This window comes from Gluconacetobacter entanii, from assembly GCF_003206495.1.
GTDB lineage: Bacteria > Pseudomonadota > Alphaproteobacteria > Acetobacterales > Acetobacteraceae > Novacetimonas > Novacetimonas entanii.
The window spans coordinates 39,794-54,318 of sequence record NZ_NKUF01000014.1 but is presented as its reverse complement, the minus strand read 5'-3'; the positions used below and the strand labels follow the sequence as shown (position 1 = coordinate 54,318).

Below are 14,525 nucleotides of genomic sequence, written 5' to 3'. Positions count from 1 at the left end.
GGATTGCTCATACGGCCGTGATGATAGGCGAAAAAAAAGGCAATGCCATGATGTGTCACGACGCGGTGGCAAATCATTGTCCACTGCGGCGTTCATGTCACGTTCCCTGTTACGTTTTCCGGCGGGCCGGCCGTTGCGAGGGCTGCGCGTGCGCCGGATCCTCCGGCCAGTCATGGCGGGGATAGCGCCCGCGCATGTCACGGCGCATGTCCGCCCATGACCCGGCCCAGAACCCGGCCAGGTCGGCGGTGATCGCCTGCGGGCGGCCGGCGGGCGACAGCAGGGCGATCCGCAGCCCGATGCGCCCGTCCGCCAGCTTCGGCGTCTCGCACTGCCCATAGAAGGTCTGCGCCCGCGCGGAGGCCAGCGGCACAGGCTGGAGGTAGTCGATGCCCACCCGTCCCCCCGGCAGGTCGAGCGCGGGGGGCAGCGTCCGGTCCAGCCAGCGAAGCGCGTCATGCGGGATCATCGCGCGCAGCACCGCCAGCAGGTCGAGGGCGCGGATCTCGCTCATGCGTGACATGCCGCCGACCCATGCGCCCAGCCACCCTTCGACATCGGCCGCCAGCGCCGCGTCCGACAGGTCCGGCAGGTCGGTGCGCCCCAGCACGTCGCGCGCCCACGCGACGCGGGCCTGCAACTGCCGGCATGCATCGGTCCATTCAAACGCGGCGGCCAGGTTCTGCCCCACCTGTTGCAGCAGCAGGCCCGCCACCTCCGTCGCATCCGCCGTCACCGTGCGGTCACGCAGCACCAGCGCGCCCAGCCGCAGCCTGCGCCGGGCCATGACCGCGCCGGTGGCCGGGTCGATGGTGGTCTCCACCTGTTCATGCGCGCGCGCCAGCACGCTGTCGGGCAGGTTGTCGGGGTCCAGCGGCGCGGCAAGGCGGATTTCGCAGGCCGTGCGCACATGCATCCCCGCCACCGCCAGCAGGGAGGCGGAGGCCAGTGTGTCGGTCTTGCCCATCCGTGCGCTGCCCCCGCCCGACAGGCGGAACGTGCCGACATCGCCGCGCCGTTGCGCGATGCGGTCGGGAAAGGCCGCCGCCAGCAATGCGGCGCAGTCGCCCCGTGCCACCACGTCACGCCCGATCCCCATGCGGCGGCGGTACTGCCGCGCGGCCTGGCGGATGCGCGACAGCGCGCCACGGTCGGCGGCGGGATGGTCGCCCCCCGCGATCAGGTCGAGGCGCAGGCGGATATCGGCGGGCGGGATGGCGTTGCCGCCCGGCCCCCGTCCCGACGGGCGCGGGCGCAGCGGGTCGCGTTCCTCCAGCAGGGCGGCAAGGTCGGCGGCCAGCGTGGCCTCCTCCGGGGCGCGGGCCGCCAGCATCATCGCCGCAAGGCGCGGGTGCGACCCCAGTTGCGCCATCTGCACGCCCGCCTGCGTGATCCGCCCGTCCTCCGACAGGGCGCCAAGGGCGATAAGCAGGCTGCGCGCGGCCTCGAACGCCCCATTGGGGGGCGTATCGGCAAACGGCAGGTCGGCGGGCACGGTGCCCATCGCCGCCTGCCACGCCGCCGTGTCCAGACGCAGGCCCGTCAGTTCGGCCTCCATGATCTCGGGCCGGTCGTGCGGCGGCATGGCGCGGGAGGTCGTCTCGCTCCACAGGCGGATCGCAATGCCCGGTGCCTCACGCCCCGCGCGGCCCGCGCGCTGGGTCGCGGCCGCGCGGGAGATGCGCGCGGTCTCCAGCTTCGTAAGCCCCGTCCCGGCATCAAGGCGCGGCGTGCGGCGGAACCCGCCATCAATGACGATGCGCACGCCCGGCACCGTCAGGGATGTCTCCGCGATGGAGGTGGACAGGATCACCCGTCGCCCGCCCTTCGTATCGGCGCGCAGGACGTAATCCTGCTCCGCCGGGGGCAGTTCGCCATAAAGCGGCAGGACCTCCGCCCCCACATCCGACAGTGCGGCCTGCGTGCGGCGGATTTCGCCCACACCGGGCAGGAAGGCGAGGATATCGCCCTCCTCCTCCGCCAGTGCGGTGCGGATGGCGCGCGCCATGGCGTCGGGCAGGTCGCGCTGGTGGGGGATGTCGCGCCGTGCGTGGCGGATATCGACCGGGAACATCCGCCCGGCACTTTCGATGATGGGGGCCTCCATGCGCTGCGACAGGGTGGCGGCGTCGGTCGTGGCCGACATCGCCACCAGCCGCAGGTCGGGACGCAGTTCGCGTTGCAGGTCGAGGCAGAAGGCCAGCGCCGCATCCGCATCGACGGAGCGTTCATGGATTTCGTCAAAGATGACGCACGCCACGCCCTCAAGCGTCGGGTCCGACAGCAGGCGGCGCACCAGCAGGCCCTCGGTCACGACCTCGATTCGCGTGGCGGGGGAGGACGCACCATCCAATCGCGTGCGATAGCCGATCAGCCCGCCGGGTTCCTCGCCGATCAGGTCGGCCATCCGCCGTGCGGCGGCGCGCGCGGCAAGGCGGCGCGGTTCCAGCATCACGATGCGCCCGTCGCCGCGCCACGGGGCGGCCAGCAGCGCCAGCGGCACCAGCGTCGTCTTGCCCGCGCCGGGCGGGGCGACCAGCACCGCGTTGGCTCCGTCATGGAGTGCGGCGCGCAGGCGGGGCAGGGCCTCGGCCACGGGCAGGCCCTCCTCGGGGGAGGAAAGGCCGGGCGCGAACAGGCCGGCGGGGAAAAGCGGGTGCTGGGGGGATGGATCGGACGCCATGGCATGCTTTATGGCGTGCGTGGCCCCCGCGCGGCAATGGCTGACCCGTCGCCGGCGGGACGTCGCGCCAAAAGCCCATGAAGACAGGATTGTCATCTTCATTATAATCCGCGCGTTCCATGATGGCCGGCCATGTTGCGTGGCGTGCCGTGTGACCCGGCCCCGATCCCTGCTGACGGAGTATCCCTGCTTGGCAATCCTGCGCTTACCGACCGTCGTGTTCCTGTCCGTCCTGTGCGCCCTGACCTGTCTTGGCCCCGCCCTGTCGCGCGCGGGACATGCGGCGCAGAGCACGCCGGTCACCACCGCGCACGGCACCGCGACGCTGCTGAGCGACAGTGACAGTTTCATGCCGGGGCAGGACATGCATTTCGGCCTGCGCCTGCAGCTTGCCCCGGGCTGGCACACCTACTGGCTCAATCCCGGTGACGCGGGGGAGGCGGTGACGCTGGCGCTGCATGCCTCCGGTGGCGCGGTGGGGGAGGGTGGTCCCATCGAATGGCCCGTCCCGCAACGGCTGCGGGACGGGCCGCTGATGTCATATGCCTATACCGATGATGTCGTGCTGCCGGTGCGCCTGCAGCCGCAGGAGGCGAAGGAGGGCGCGGACATGGTGGTGGAGGCCACGGCCGACTGGCTGGTCTGCGCCACGGTGTGCGTGCCCGAACATGCGCAGTTCAGCATGACCCTGCCGCGCGCGCCGCTTTATCCCTCCCCACAGGCGCCGCTGTTCGCGCGTGCTGCGGCACAGCGGCCCGTGGCCTCGCCCTTTGCGGCGGCGATCGCGCCGGATGGCACGCTTTCGCTGTCGGGGGAGGGGCTGTCCCCCGCGATGGTCCGCGATGCGTGGTTCATGCCCGAACAGCCGGGACAGATCGACCATGACGCCCCGCAGGTGCTGCATGTGCGCAACGGCCTGCTGCAGCTTGGCCTGAAGACGGCGGACGGGTTCCACAGGGACGCGCCCCTGTCGGGCATCGTGGTGATCCGTGACGTGTCGGGACGTGAACAGGCGCTGGCGGTGACGGCGCGCCCCGGTGGGCCGCCCGCGATCGCGGCGGCGCGGGGTGGCGGCATCGCGGTGCTGGCGCGCCTGCTGGCGCTGGCGTTTGCGGGGGGGATGATCCTGAACCTGATGCCCTGCGTCTTTCCGGTGCTGGCGATGAAGGTCCTGTCGCTTGAACGCATGGCGCGCGGCGAACGGCGCGCGGCCCTGCTGGGGGCCGGGCTGTATGCGGGGGGGATCGTCGTGGCCTTCGTCGTGCTGGGCGCGCTGATCGTGGGGCTGCGCATGGCGGGCGATACGGTGGGATGGGGGTTCCAGTTCCAGTCGGTCACGTTCGTCATGCTGATGTGCTGGCTGCTGTTCGCCATTGCGCTCAACCTGCTGGGGGTCTTCTCCTTCGGGACGGGAATCGCCGCACTTGGCGGTGCGGGGCGGCTGTCGGGGCATCTGGGTGATGTCCTGACCGGCGTGCTGGCGGTCGTGGTGGCGACACCGTGTACCGCGCCGTTCATGGGGGCGGCCATTGCGGGCGCACTGTCGGCCTCGCCCGTGGCGGGGATTGCGATCTTTGTCGCCATGGGGCTGGGACTGGCCGCGCCCTACCTGCTGCTGGCGTCGGTGCCGGGACTGGTGCGCCTGCTGCCCCGGCCGGGGGCGTGGATGGAAATCGTGCGCCAGGTGCTGGCGTTTCCCATGCTGGCGACATGTGTCTGGCTGGCGTGGGTCGCGACATTGCAGGGCGGGCAGGTCGCGGTGCCGCTGCTGGCGGGGGGGCTGGTGCTGGTTGCCCTTGCCGCGTGGCTGGTGCGCAAGGGGCAGGACATGGTGATGGCCGGTCGTGGCTGGCGCGACGGGCTGGTCCTTGCCTGCCGGGGCGGGGCGCTGCTGGCCGTGGCCCTTGCGGTGGGGGCCGTCACGATGGTGCCGCCCGCGCTGGCCCCGCAGGGCGCGTCCGCCACCGCGCCGCCGGGGGACGGGAGCGAGGCATTTTCACAGGCACGGCTGGAGACGCTGCGCGCACAGGGAAAGCCTGTCTTCATCGACATGACGGCGGCGTGGTGCATCTCCTGCCTTGTGAATGAACGTGTCGCCCTGTCGCCGCAGCGGGTGCGCGACGCCTTCGCCCGGCAGGGAGTGGTCTACATGAAAGGGGACTGGACCGGTCGCGACGCTGCTATCACCGCCTTCCTGCGCGATCACGGGCGCGACGGGGTGCCGCTTTATGTCTATTACCCCGCGCATGGGGACGGGATCGTCCTGCCGCAGGTGCTGACCCCCGGACTGGTCCTGCATACGATCGGCGCACAATAAAAAACGGGCGGGGAAAAAAGCCCCGCCCGCCTTTCCTTCAAAACCGGAAATGTCTGGTCATCAGTTGGCGCTGCTGCCCGCGGGCAGGGTCAGGTATCCCGGCTTGGGGGACAACTGGCGCGCCGGTTTCGTGGCGGTGGTGGCCGTGTCGGAGGAGTACCCTTCGGGGAAGACCGCATCCGGCCCTTCATTCGCGTGGACGGGGGCTGCGGTGGCGGCGGGCGTTGCGGTCACGGCCGGGGTGGCGGCCTCCGATGTCGTGTTGGGCATCGGCATGGTCACGGTCTGCGCCGGGGCGGGCGTGGACGCGCCATCAAGCGACTGTTCCGCCACGGCGCCCGCGACCGGCGCGGTCGTCAGCCAGTTGCCCAGGTTGGTGCGGATCTGTGATTCCAGTTCCCGGTTCATGTCCTGCATCATCTGGTTGACCAGGTCATACAGGTTCGCCGCCGTGTCGGTATTGCCGTCCGCGCGCGTTTTCGGATCGTACGAGCGCGTGACCTGCGCCACGGCATAGCCCTTGCGCAGCCCGTCCGCGGATACGACGTCGAGGTGGACATTCATCTGCCCGTCAAGGATGCCGCCCGGTTCATGCAGGATGGAGGCACGGTCGATGGTGAACACGCCATGCCCGCCGGTGCCCGATGCGATCAGGCGGTCATGCGCCATCTGCTTGAGCGCCTGGTCCGGCGGCGTGGGCGCGCGGCTTGACAGATCGCCGGGCACGATCCCGGGCTGTCCCCGGTCCACGACGGAAATGCTGGCGACATTCAGCGGCAGCGGCGCAAGGCTGCTGTAATTGGGCTGTGCAAAGGTCATGGTGGGCTGCTGCTGGTCGCTGTGGCAGGCGCCCAGCATGACAAGTGGCAGGCCAAGCGCAAAGAGGCGCAGCATGCGTGCGGGCCGGGTGGCGCGGGACATGCGGGGGATGGGCGAGTGCGGATGCATGAACGGATTTCCCGGAAAAGCTCTGGCGTCCGGCTCTGGTACGGACGCGCGACTGTCATGTTGAAACGTCATCTACCATGCCACATCCCGCGCCCTGTGCGCGACAGCGCGATGATGGCGCGGGCGGCCCCTATCTATCCCGCGGCGCGCCCGACCTCGTCACGCTGGAAATGGAAGGCATGGTTGCAAAAGGAGCAGTTCATGGTGATCGTCCCGTCCTCGGCCATGTGGTCAAGGTCGTCGGTCGGGAACGTCTCCAGGATACCGGCAAGGCGCGCACGGCTGCACCGGCAGCCGAACGCCAGCGCGCGGGGCTGGCCGATGCAGGGATCCTCGCTGTGGAACAGGCGAAACAGCAGCGTCTCCGACGACAGGCTGTCGTCAAGGATCTCCGCCTCCGTCAGGGTGGCGGCCAGCGTCGTCGCCGTCTCCCACGCATCGTCGCCATCCTCGGGCGCGCTGTCGGAGACATGTCCACCTTCGGTCGCGATGCGTTCGAGGATCAGCGCGCCCGCGCGCCATCCCTCCTCCCCCTTGTGGCAGTACAGCCGCACCCAGCAGGCATGCTGCTCGCTGGTGGTGAAATAATGCGCGGCCATGTCCGACAGGCTCTCGCCTTTGATTTCCACGATGCCCTGATGGATGTCGGTATCCGGCCCCTGGTCCACGCTGAAGGCGAGGTAGCCCGACCCCAGAAGCTGCGCCGCCGTGGGTTCGGGATGTTCGCGCAGGAGGGCTGCGACCTTTTCATCATCGGAGCGGACATGGAAGCGCAGCGCGCCCGCATCGGTGCAGTCCGCCACCAGCAGCGTCACCGGCCCGTCGCCCTTCGCCTGCAGCGAGAACGATCCCTTGAACTTCAGCGCCGACGCCAGTCCCGCGACCAGCGCCAGTGCCTCCCCCGCCAGGCGCAGCACCACGTCGGGATTGTCATGGCGCGTCAGCAGCGTGTCCGTCAGCACGCCCGGCCGCACGAGGCGGCCGCGCACCGGACGGCTGGCGAGGTAGAAGGGCACGACGCCCTGATCCACCACAAGGTTGGGGGTGTCGGGACGGTTGGTGTCAAGGAAGGCGGGGGTATCAATCATATGGCGTCAGGTTCCGGCAGGCGGGATGTGGCGGAAGGAGGGGACGGGCAGGGCGACGCGGAACGGCCACCCTGCCGCGCCTTTTACAGGTTGGCGGTAATATCCGCCTCCAGCGCCTCAAGCCGCTGGGTCAGCGCCTGCGTCGTCGCCGTGTCGAGCAGCCTGCGCTCCGTCACCTGATCGAGCAGCGCCTGGCGGCAACTGTCATGTTCCGCGTCGATGTCCTCCCCACGGCCCGCGCCCGCAAGGCAGTCGAGATAGGCGTCGCGCAGCGCATTGAGCGGCGCGCCCTGCCCCGGCAGGGCGGCAAAGATGTCATTGACGCTTTTTTCCACCCATCCGGGGACACTGGCGGTATCCTCGGTCGTGCTGGGCAGGGCGGGCTGTTCTGCGGGGCCGGTCATCTCAGGCGGTTTCCTTTCCAAAGCTCTGCCAGTCGTCGCCGCACAGGGCCCAGACCAGCAGGCCCTTTTGTGCGTGCAGGCGGTTTTCCGCCTCGTCAAAGACCACGGAATTGGGGCCTTCGAACACGTCGGCGGTCACTTCCTCGCCTATATGGGCAGGCAGGCAGTGCAGGAAAAGGGCGTCGGGGGCCGCGCGCGCCATCAGCGCCGCATCCACGCGATACGGCTCGAACGCATGCGCGCGCTGTTCGGATGCGTTGTCGGACATGCTGACCCACGTGTCGGTAATGACCGCATCCGCCCCGGCGACGGCCTGCGCCGCGTCGGTGCCCACCGTGATGTCGCCGCCATGCGCGCGTGCCCATTCCACCGCGCGCGCATCGGGGACGTGCGTCGGCGGTGTCGCAAGGCGCAGGCGAAAGCCGAACAGGGCCGCAGCCTCGATGAAGGAGGTAGCGACATTGTTGCCATCACCCACCCACGCCAGCGTCCGTCCCCTGATGGGGCCGCGATGTTCCTCGAACGTCATGATGTCGGCCAGGATCTGCACCGGATGCGAATCCGGCGTCAGGCCGTTGATGACGGGCACGCTGCTCCATTTCGCAAGTTCGCGCAGGTTCTGCGTCTTGCCCGTGCGCAGGACAATCGCATCGACAAAGCGCGACAGCACGCGCGCGGTGTCGGCGATGCTTTCGCCCCGGCCCAGTTGCATGTCACCGGGGGAGAGCAGGATCACGTCGCCGCCCAACTGGCGCATCCCGACCTCGAACGAGACGCGGGTGCGCGTGGACGGCTTCGACAGCATCAGCCCCAGCATCCGCCCGCGCAGCGGCAGGCGCGGGTGCAGCGGCCGGGCGCGGCCGTGCTGCATGCGCTTGATGCCTGCGGCGACGTCGAGGATCGCGCGCAGGGTCGCCGCGTCGAGGTCCTTCAGGTCGAGGAAATGGCGCGGCTGCGCGCGGCTCGGGGTGTTGGTGGACAGCGCGTTCATGCCACATTCTCCGGTGCTGCGGCCATGTGGGCGCGTGCGCGCTGTGCCGCGCGCGACAGCATTTCGCCCGCCGTGCGGCATTCCGCCTCGGTAATCGTAAGCGGGGGGACAAGGCGCAGGACATTGCCGCCCGCCGTGACGCTGAGCAGGCCTTCATGCATCGCCGCGTCCTGCACCACGCCCACGGGGGCCGCGCATTGCAGGCCGATCATCAGGCCGATGCCGCGATGACTGGCGAAGATGTCGGGATATTCCGCGACAAGCCTGTCGAATTCCAGGCCCAGCAGCGCGCCGCGCGCCTGCACCTGTTCAAGGAAGCCGGGGGCGAGGATGACGTCGAGCACCGCATTCGCCGCCGCACAGGCCAGCGGGTTGCCGCCGAACGTGGTGCCGTGGCTGCCCGGTGTCAGGTGGCGGGCGACCTTTTCCACCGCCAGGATCGCGCCCATGGGGAAGCCCCCGGCGATTCCCTTGGCCGTGGACATGACGTCCGGCGCAATGCCCGACCATTCATGCGCGAACAGCTTGCCCGTCCGCCCCATGCCGCACTGCACCTCGTCCATGCCAAGGAACAGGCCGTATTCATCGCATGCGGTGCGCAGTTCGCGCAGGAAGCGCGGATCGGCAAGGTTGATGCCGCTTTCGCCCTGCACGGGTTCGATCATGATGCCTGCGGTTTCCGCCGTGATGGCGGCGCGCACGGCGTTCATGTTGTTCATCGGCACATGGTCGAAACCTTCGACCACCGGGCCGAACCCGTCGAGGTATTTCGCATTGCCCGTCGCCGCCAGCGTGGCGAGCGTGCGGCCATGGAACGCGCCGTTGAAGCAGATGATGCGCACGCGTTCGGGATGGCCGCCCTTGGCCTGCGCGCGGCGGATCATCTTGATCATGCCTTCGTTCGCTTCCGCGCCGGAATTGCAGAAGAAGGCGCTGTCGGCAAAGCTGGCCGCGACGAGTCGCTCCGCCAGTTTCTCGGCCTGCGGGATGCGGTACAGGTTGGAGACATGCATCACCCGCGCCGCCTGCTGCGCGATGGCGGCGACAAGGTGCGGGTTGTTATGCCCCAGCGAGGAGGTTGCGATTCCCGCCCCGAAGTCGAGAAATCGTCGCCCGTCCACCGTGTACAGCCAGGCGCCTTCGCCCCGCTCGAAGGCGAGGTCGGCGCGATTGTATGTCGGCATCAGGGCGGGAATCATGGAATTGCCTTGTGGTTTCGGTTGCTTGATTGAAAATCGTTCGCGAAAGGGAACACGAAAAGCCAACGCCGTCGGGGGTGGGCCTGTGTCGTGGTCCATGGTGTCTTTCCGCGGGCACGGACCTGCCGGTGCAGGTATGCCGGGCCGCGCGGAATAGAAAAGAATATTGCCCAAATGGCGCGAATGCAACCATGCACGCCCGCATCCATGGCCGTCGCGCTGTGGGACACGGCGCCGTGTGGCCCGCGCGATGGACGCGGCATGTCGCCATGGGGGGCGTGGATATGGCACAGTGCGGGACATGACAGACCCTGATACGCCCCCGGATGGCACGTCCCCCCGGCGCAAGTCCCCGCGCCACGCCCGGCGCGATGCGCGCGGCCCGCGTCGCCCGCCCCCGGCCGGTCCCGCGCCGGACCGCGCGGCGCTGCGTGCGGCGGCACTGGCCCATGTCGCGCGCTTCGCCACCACCATCGCGGGGATGGAGCGCATGCTCGGCCGCGTGATGCAGCGCTGGGGCCGCCGGGTGGAGGCCGAGGGGATGGAACCATCGGCGGTCGCGGCACACATCGCGGCGGCGGCCCCGGATATCGCCGCCGTCATTGCTGACATGCGCGCGCTTGGCGCCGTGGATGACGCGCGTTTCAGCGAATCGCGTGCCCGATCCCTGACGCGGGCGGGGCGTTCGCGCCGTGCGGTGGGCGCACACCTGCAGGCGCGTGGCGTCGATGGCGCGGTGGTCGCACAGGTGATGGAAGAAACGCTGGGCGCGCGTGGCGAGGACGCGCACGAAACCGAACTGGCCGCCGCCCTCGTGTTCGTGCGCAAGCGCAGGGCCGGTCCCTTCGCCCGTCCCGACGCCACGGCGGAGGAGGCGGCCACGCGCGACCGCCGCGCGATGGAAGCAATGGCGCGTTCGGGATTTTCGCGCGATATTGCCATGCGCGCACTGGAAATGGACACGCAGGAGGCGGAGGAACGCATATGGCGCATGAAATCCGCGTGATGCGCGGCGCGGGAAGGGGCCGGGCCGTGCGGCGGATGGCCCGCGTGCTGGCGGTGGCCGCACTGCCGGCCGTGGCCGGATGCGCGGGAAGCGGTAGCGGAAGCTGGCATGGCGCGTTGCAGTGCGCGCCCTATGCGCGGCAGGTGACGGGGGTGAACCTGCGTGGTTCGGCCGCAAGCTGGTGGGCGCAGGCATCGGGGCAGTACCCGCGCACCCATGCGCCAAAGGCGGGTGCGGTGCTGGTGCTGCGCGCGACGGGCCGCCTGCCGGACGGGCATGTCGCGGTCGTGCGCTCCGTGCGCAGCCCGCGTGAGGTGGTGGTCGAACAGGCGAACTGGGTGCCCGGGCGCATCGGGCGGGCGGATCCGGTCATCGATGTTTCGACTCGCAATGACTGGTCGCGGGTGCAGGTCTGGTGGGCCCCCATTCACGGCATGGGGAAAAGTGTCTATCCTGCGTATGGTTTCATCCTGCCGCTCAGGTAATGCGCGGGGTGGAGCAGGTCATGGCGGAGCGCTGCGCAAAAGCGGCGAGGCAATGCTTGCATGGACGGGCCTGTGCCCTCATGTGAGGGGGAAGACGCGTCTGGCGCATGTCATGGCGGCATGGGCCACAGGGAAAACAGCTTTTGCGTCGGCGACGCGGGAATCGAGGATGTTATGGGTAGCTTGAGCTGGGGACATTGGCTGATCGTTCTTGCGGTCGTGCTCGTGCTGTTCGGGGGCGGGGGCAAGATCAGCTCGCTGATGGGCGACATGGCGCGCGGCATCAAGACGTTCAAGAAGAACATGGCCGATGACGAACCGTCCACCCCGCCGCAGCAGGGCGCGGGCGGTCATATTCAGGGGCCGGGCACGCAGCAGCACGACGCAAGCTTCAGCGAAAGCGGGCAGCCGTCGGGCCAGAACGTCAAATAAGGGCATGACGGCCGTCCGTCACGGCGGGGTATCGCGGCGGGCGGGCCGTCACGGGGTTGCGTGAAGGTTCGATGGACAAGGTTATTTCTTCCGACCCGCGCGCGGTCGCGGTCAATGACATCATCGCGGCCGGGCGTCGCATGGACCGCTTCGGCTGGGTCCCGGCGACGGCGGGCAACATAAGCTGCCGCCTGCCTGACGGGCTGATCGCGATCACGCGCTCGGGCGGGCACAAGGGCATGCTGACCCCGCATGGCGTGATCGAGGTCACGGCAGAAGGCGCGCCCGTGCATGAAGGCGACCGGCCCAGTGCGGAAACCCTGCTGCACTGCCAGGTCTATGCCGCATCGCCGCGCACCGGCGCGGTGCTGCATGGCCATTCCGTCGCGTCCACCGTGCTGTCGATGCTGGCGGGTGATGCGATCACGCTGGCGGGGTACGAAGTGCTCAAGGTGTTCGAGGGGCAGACGACCCACGAGACCAGCCTGCGCCTGCCGGTGTTCGACAATGACCAGGACATCGCCCGCCTTGCCCGCGTCATTGCGCCACACATGCCCGACATGCCGCTTGGCTACGTGATCCGCGGGCACGGCGTCTATGTCTGGGGTGACGACATTGGCATGGCGCTCGCCCGGCTGGAGGGGCTGGAGTTCCTGCTGGCGTGTGAACTGGAAAAACGGAAGATCCGCACATGAGCAGCCTTGCGCTCTATCGCGATGACGCGCCCGGAGTCCCGGTCGAACGGACGTCGGACCCCGCGCGCATCGCGCAGGTGCTCGGCACGGTCGGCGTGCGGTTCGAACGCTGGGACAGTCCCGTAACCCCTGCGCGCGACGCTGCGGCGGAGGATGTGCTGGCGGCCTATCGCCCCTACCTTGACCAGTTGATGGGGGAAACCGGGGCCTGGTCCGCCGATGTCATCAGCATGCATGGCGCGGGCGAGGGGTGGGAGGCCACCCGGCGCAAATTCCTGTGCGAACATATCCATGACGAGGACGAGATCCGCTTTTTCGTGCATGGGCAGGGGGATTTCGTCCTGCATGTCAACGGGCAGGTGTTCAACGTGCGCTGCACGGCGGGGGACCTGATTTCTGTGCCCGCCGGCGTGCCGCACTGGTTCGATGGCGGGGCGGTGCCGGATTTCGTGGCGTTGCGGGTCTTTACCAACCGCGATGGCTGGATTGCGCACTATACCGGCGATGACATCGCCACCCGCTTTGCCGCCCCCGATGATGAAGGGTGTAAAATTGCCGTCTGATCCCGTCTCGCCTCCCACACCGCCGCGTGTCGTCCTGCTGGATATCGAGGGGACGACCATCCCGGTCTCCTTCGTCCATGACGTGCTGTTCCCCTATGCGCGGAGCGTGCTGCCGGGCCTGCTGCGCGATCATGCCGATGACCCGCAGGTCCGCGCGCAGGTGGCGGAGATCGCGCGCCTCGCCCCCGGCGTGCCGCCGCTTGCGCAGCTTGAGGCCTGGATGGACCGTGACGAGAAGGTCGCGCCGCTCAAGGCCCTGCAGGGCATCGCATGGGCGCAGGGCTACCGCACGGGGCAACTCAGCGCGCGGCTTTACCCCGACGTACTCCCCGCGCTGCGCCGGTGGGCGGCGGCGGGGGTGGTGCTTGCGGTCTATTCCTCAGGCTCGGCGGCTGCGCAGGAACTGATTTACGGCCACACGGACGAAGGCGACGTCACCGGCCTGTTCTGTGGCTTCTACGACCTTGCCATGGGCGGCAAGCGCGTGGCGTCGAGTTACGCCAACATCCTGGCGAAGGCAGGGTGGACGGCGGGCGAGGTCCTGTTCCTGTCCGATGTCGTGGCCGAACTTGACGCGGCGGCGCAGGCGGGACTGCGCACCTGCCAGATCGTGCGGCCGGAGGACGGGACGGTGGCCGGTACCACGCACCCGGTGGCCGCGACACTGGACGGGGCCGCGCGCATGTTCGGCCTGCCGGTGGCGGCATGAAGGCGCATCTCTATACCGACTGGCGCGACATTCCCGACGCCGCGCGCGGCACGGTCGCAGCACTGGGCAATTTCGACGGCGTGCACCTCGGCCATGCCCACTTGCTGCGCACGCTGCAGGCGGCGCGGCCCGAAGGCGAACTGGCGGTTGTCACGTTCGAGCCACATCCGCGCGAACTGTTCCGCCCGCAGGACCCGCCCTTTCGCCTGACGCTGCCGGACGAGCGGTTTTCCGCCCTTGTCGCGCTGGGCGTGCGGCGAGTGTTCCAGATTCCCTTCACCCCCGAATTCAGCGCCATGAGTGCTGAGGAATTCGTCACCGGGGTCCTGCATGCGGGCCTTGGGGTGCAGCATGTCGCCTGTGGCGCGGATTTTGCGTTCGGCCACCGCAGGCGCGGCGATGTCGCCTTCCTTGCGCAGGAGGCGCATGACCTTGGCATCGGGCTTACGGTCGTGCCGGCCCTGTGCGATGCGGCGGGGCCGTATTCCTCCACCCGCATCCGCCGCCTGCTGCAGGAGGGGTATCCCGAACGCGCGGCGGAGGAACTGGGCCGCGCATGGTCGATCCGCGGCGTGGTCGAACATGGGGACAAGCGCGGGCGCCTGCTGGGCTTTCCCACCGCCAACATCGCGCTGGGCCGGCATCTGGAACCCGCGCGCGGGGTCTATGCCGTCAGCGTTCGCATGGGCGATGGCCGCGTCTGTCCCGGTGTCGCCAATATCGGGCGTCGTCCCACCATCAATGACGGGCAGGTCAGCCGGCTTGAGGTCCACCTGCTGGATTTCGAGGGCGACCTGTATGGCCAGACCCTGTCGGTCGCGCTGCATACCCTCCTGCGGGAGGAGCGGCGGTTTGACGGGCTTGATGCCCTGCGTGCGCAGATCGCGCGCGACACGCAGGCGGCGCGCGACTACCTGCTGGCGACGGGCGGGGCATGACGGGTGGGGCGTGGCGGTGTCGCGAAAGCTTGACCGCAGGCCCGCACCCTCCCCATAACGTTGCGTT

At 69.2% G+C, this 14,525-nt stretch carries 14 protein-coding genes; 8 read left to right on the top strand and 6 right to left on the bottom strand.

Annotated elements, in window-relative coordinates:
- Nucleotides 1–109: 109 nt before the first annotated feature.
- Nucleotides 110–2,683 (bottom strand): ATP-dependent helicase HrpB, encoded by a 2,574-nt coding sequence (gene hrpB, locus CFR72_RS08120; protein ID WP_233045237.1) that lies wholly within the window; start codon nt 2,681–2,683, stop codon nt 110–112.
- A 199-nt stretch (nt 2,684–2,882) separates the two neighbouring features.
- On the opposite strand from hrpB, the gene CFR72_RS08115 reads away from it, so the two are divergent.
- On the top strand, nt 2,883–5,000 hold the full coding sequence (locus tag CFR72_RS08115; protein WP_110913504.1) for a protein-disulfide reductase DsbD family protein: 2,118 nt from the start codon (nt 2,883–2,885) through the stop codon (nt 4,998–5,000).
- A gap of 60 nt (nt 5,001–5,060) precedes the next feature.
- Here the strand turns inward: CFR72_RS08115 and CFR72_RS08110 are convergent, their stop codons facing one another.
- The 5 genes from CFR72_RS08110 to CFR72_RS08090 all read right to left on the bottom strand — a co-directional run bounded on the left by CFR72_RS08110 (nt 5,061) and on the right by CFR72_RS08090 (nt 9,630).
- Nucleotides 5,061–5,948 (bottom strand): hypothetical protein, encoded by an 888-nt coding sequence (locus CFR72_RS08110; RefSeq protein ID WP_110913474.1) that lies wholly within the window; start codon nt 5,946–5,948, stop codon nt 5,061–5,063.
- Nucleotides 5,949–6,082: 134 nt separating this feature from the next.
- Nucleotides 6,083–7,036 (bottom strand): Hsp33 family molecular chaperone HslO, encoded by a 954-nt coding sequence (hslO, locus tag CFR72_RS08105; RefSeq protein WP_110913473.1) that lies wholly within the window; start codon nt 7,034–7,036, stop codon nt 6,083–6,085.
- A gap of 83 nt (nt 7,037–7,119) precedes the next feature.
- Nucleotides 7,120–7,440 (bottom strand): hypothetical protein, encoded by a 321-nt coding sequence (locus CFR72_RS08100; protein WP_110913472.1) that lies wholly within the window; start codon nt 7,438–7,440, stop codon nt 7,120–7,122.
- A gap of 1 nt (nt 7,441) precedes the next feature.
- Nucleotides 7,442–8,431, bottom strand: coding sequence for an ornithine carbamoyltransferase (gene argF / locus CFR72_RS08095; RefSeq protein ID WP_110913471.1), 990 nt, complete (start codon nt 8,429–8,431; stop codon nt 7,442–7,444).
- A complete protein-coding gene (locus CFR72_RS08090) occupies nt 8,428–9,630 on the bottom strand; it encodes an aspartate aminotransferase family protein (protein WP_110913470.1) in 1,203 nt (400 codons plus the stop codon). Before CFR72_RS08090 ends, argF begins: the two co-directional genes overlap by 4 nt.
- 301 nt (nt 9,631–9,931) lie before the next feature.
- Between CFR72_RS08090 and CFR72_RS08085 the strand changes: the two genes are divergently transcribed.
- The 7 genes from CFR72_RS08085 (at nt 9,932) to CFR72_RS08055 (ending at nt 14,458) form a co-directional block, all read left to right on the top strand.
- On the top strand, nt 9,932–10,636 hold the full coding sequence (locus CFR72_RS08085; RefSeq protein WP_110913503.1) for a regulatory protein RecX: 705 nt from the start codon (nt 9,932–9,934) through the stop codon (nt 10,634–10,636).
- 35 nt (nt 10,637–10,671) lie between these two features.
- Complete coding sequence (locus CFR72_RS08080) at nt 10,672–11,121, top strand: CHAP domain-containing protein (RefSeq protein WP_110913502.1); 450 nt, start codon at nt 10,672–10,674, stop codon at nt 11,119–11,121.
- Between the two features lie 174 nt (nt 11,122–11,295).
- Entirely contained in the window at nt 11,296–11,553 is a 258-nt protein-coding gene (locus CFR72_RS08075; protein WP_110913501.1) for a twin-arginine translocase TatA/TatE family subunit, read from the top strand.
- Between the two features lie 71 nt (nt 11,554–11,624).
- Nucleotides 11,625–12,248 (top strand): methylthioribulose 1-phosphate dehydratase, encoded by a 624-nt coding sequence (locus tag CFR72_RS08070; RefSeq protein ID WP_110913469.1) that lies wholly within the window; start codon nt 11,625–11,627, stop codon nt 12,246–12,248.
- Complete coding sequence (locus tag CFR72_RS08065) at nt 12,245–12,811, top strand: 1,2-dihydroxy-3-keto-5-methylthiopentene dioxygenase (protein ID WP_110913468.1); 567 nt, start codon at nt 12,245–12,247, stop codon at nt 12,809–12,811. Before CFR72_RS08070 ends, CFR72_RS08065 begins: the two co-directional genes overlap by 4 nt.
- On the top strand, nt 12,801–13,520 hold the full coding sequence (gene mtnC, locus CFR72_RS08060; RefSeq protein ID WP_244182217.1) for an acireductone synthase: 720 nt from the start codon (nt 12,801–12,803) through the stop codon (nt 13,518–13,520). Before CFR72_RS08065 ends, mtnC begins: the two co-directional genes overlap by 11 nt.
- On the top strand, nt 13,517–14,458 hold the full coding sequence (locus CFR72_RS08055) for a bifunctional riboflavin kinase/FAD synthetase (protein WP_110913466.1): 942 nt from the start codon (nt 13,517–13,519) through the stop codon (nt 14,456–14,458). Before mtnC ends, CFR72_RS08055 begins: the two co-directional genes overlap by 4 nt.
- The last annotated feature ends 67 nt before the right edge of the window (nt 14,459–14,525 follow it).

Bases quoted from the DNA above. Each gene is read 5' to 3' on its own strand.
- hrpB (WP_233045237.1), bottom strand. From the start codon at position 2,683: ATGGCGTCCGATCCATCCCCCCAGCACCCGCTTTTCCCCGCCGGCCTG.
- CFR72_RS08110 (WP_110913474.1), bottom strand. From the start codon at position 5,948: ATGCATCCGCACTCGCCCATCCCCCGCATGTCCCGCGCCACCCGGCCC.
- hslO (WP_110913473.1), bottom strand. From the start codon at position 7,036: ATGATTGATACCCCCGCCTTCCTTGACACCAACCGTCCCGACACCCCC.
- CFR72_RS08100 (WP_110913472.1), bottom strand. From the start codon at position 7,440: ATGACCGGCCCCGCAGAACAGCCCGCCCTGCCCAGCACGACCGAGGAT.
- argF (WP_110913471.1), bottom strand. From the start codon at position 8,431: ATGAACGCGCTGTCCACCAACACCCCGAGCCGCGCGCAGCCGCGCCAT.
- CFR72_RS08090 (WP_110913470.1), bottom strand. From the start codon at position 9,630: ATGATTCCCGCCCTGATGCCGACATACAATCGCGCCGACCTCGCCTTC.
- CFR72_RS08085 (WP_110913503.1), top strand. From the start codon at position 9,932: ATGACAGACCCTGATACGCCCCCGGATGGCACGTCCCCCCGGCGCAAG.
- CFR72_RS08080 (WP_110913502.1), top strand. From the start codon at position 10,672: ATGGCCCGCGTGCTGGCGGTGGCCGCACTGCCGGCCGTGGCCGGATGC.
- CFR72_RS08075 (WP_110913501.1), top strand. From the start codon at position 11,296: ATGGGTAGCTTGAGCTGGGGACATTGGCTGATCGTTCTTGCGGTCGTG.
- CFR72_RS08070 (WP_110913469.1), top strand. From the start codon at position 11,625: ATGGACAAGGTTATTTCTTCCGACCCGCGCGCGGTCGCGGTCAATGAC.
- CFR72_RS08065 (WP_110913468.1), top strand. From the start codon at position 12,245: ATGAGCAGCCTTGCGCTCTATCGCGATGACGCGCCCGGAGTCCCGGTC.
- CFR72_RS08055 (WP_110913466.1), top strand. From the start codon at position 13,517: ATGAAGGCGCATCTCTATACCGACTGGCGCGACATTCCCGACGCCGCG.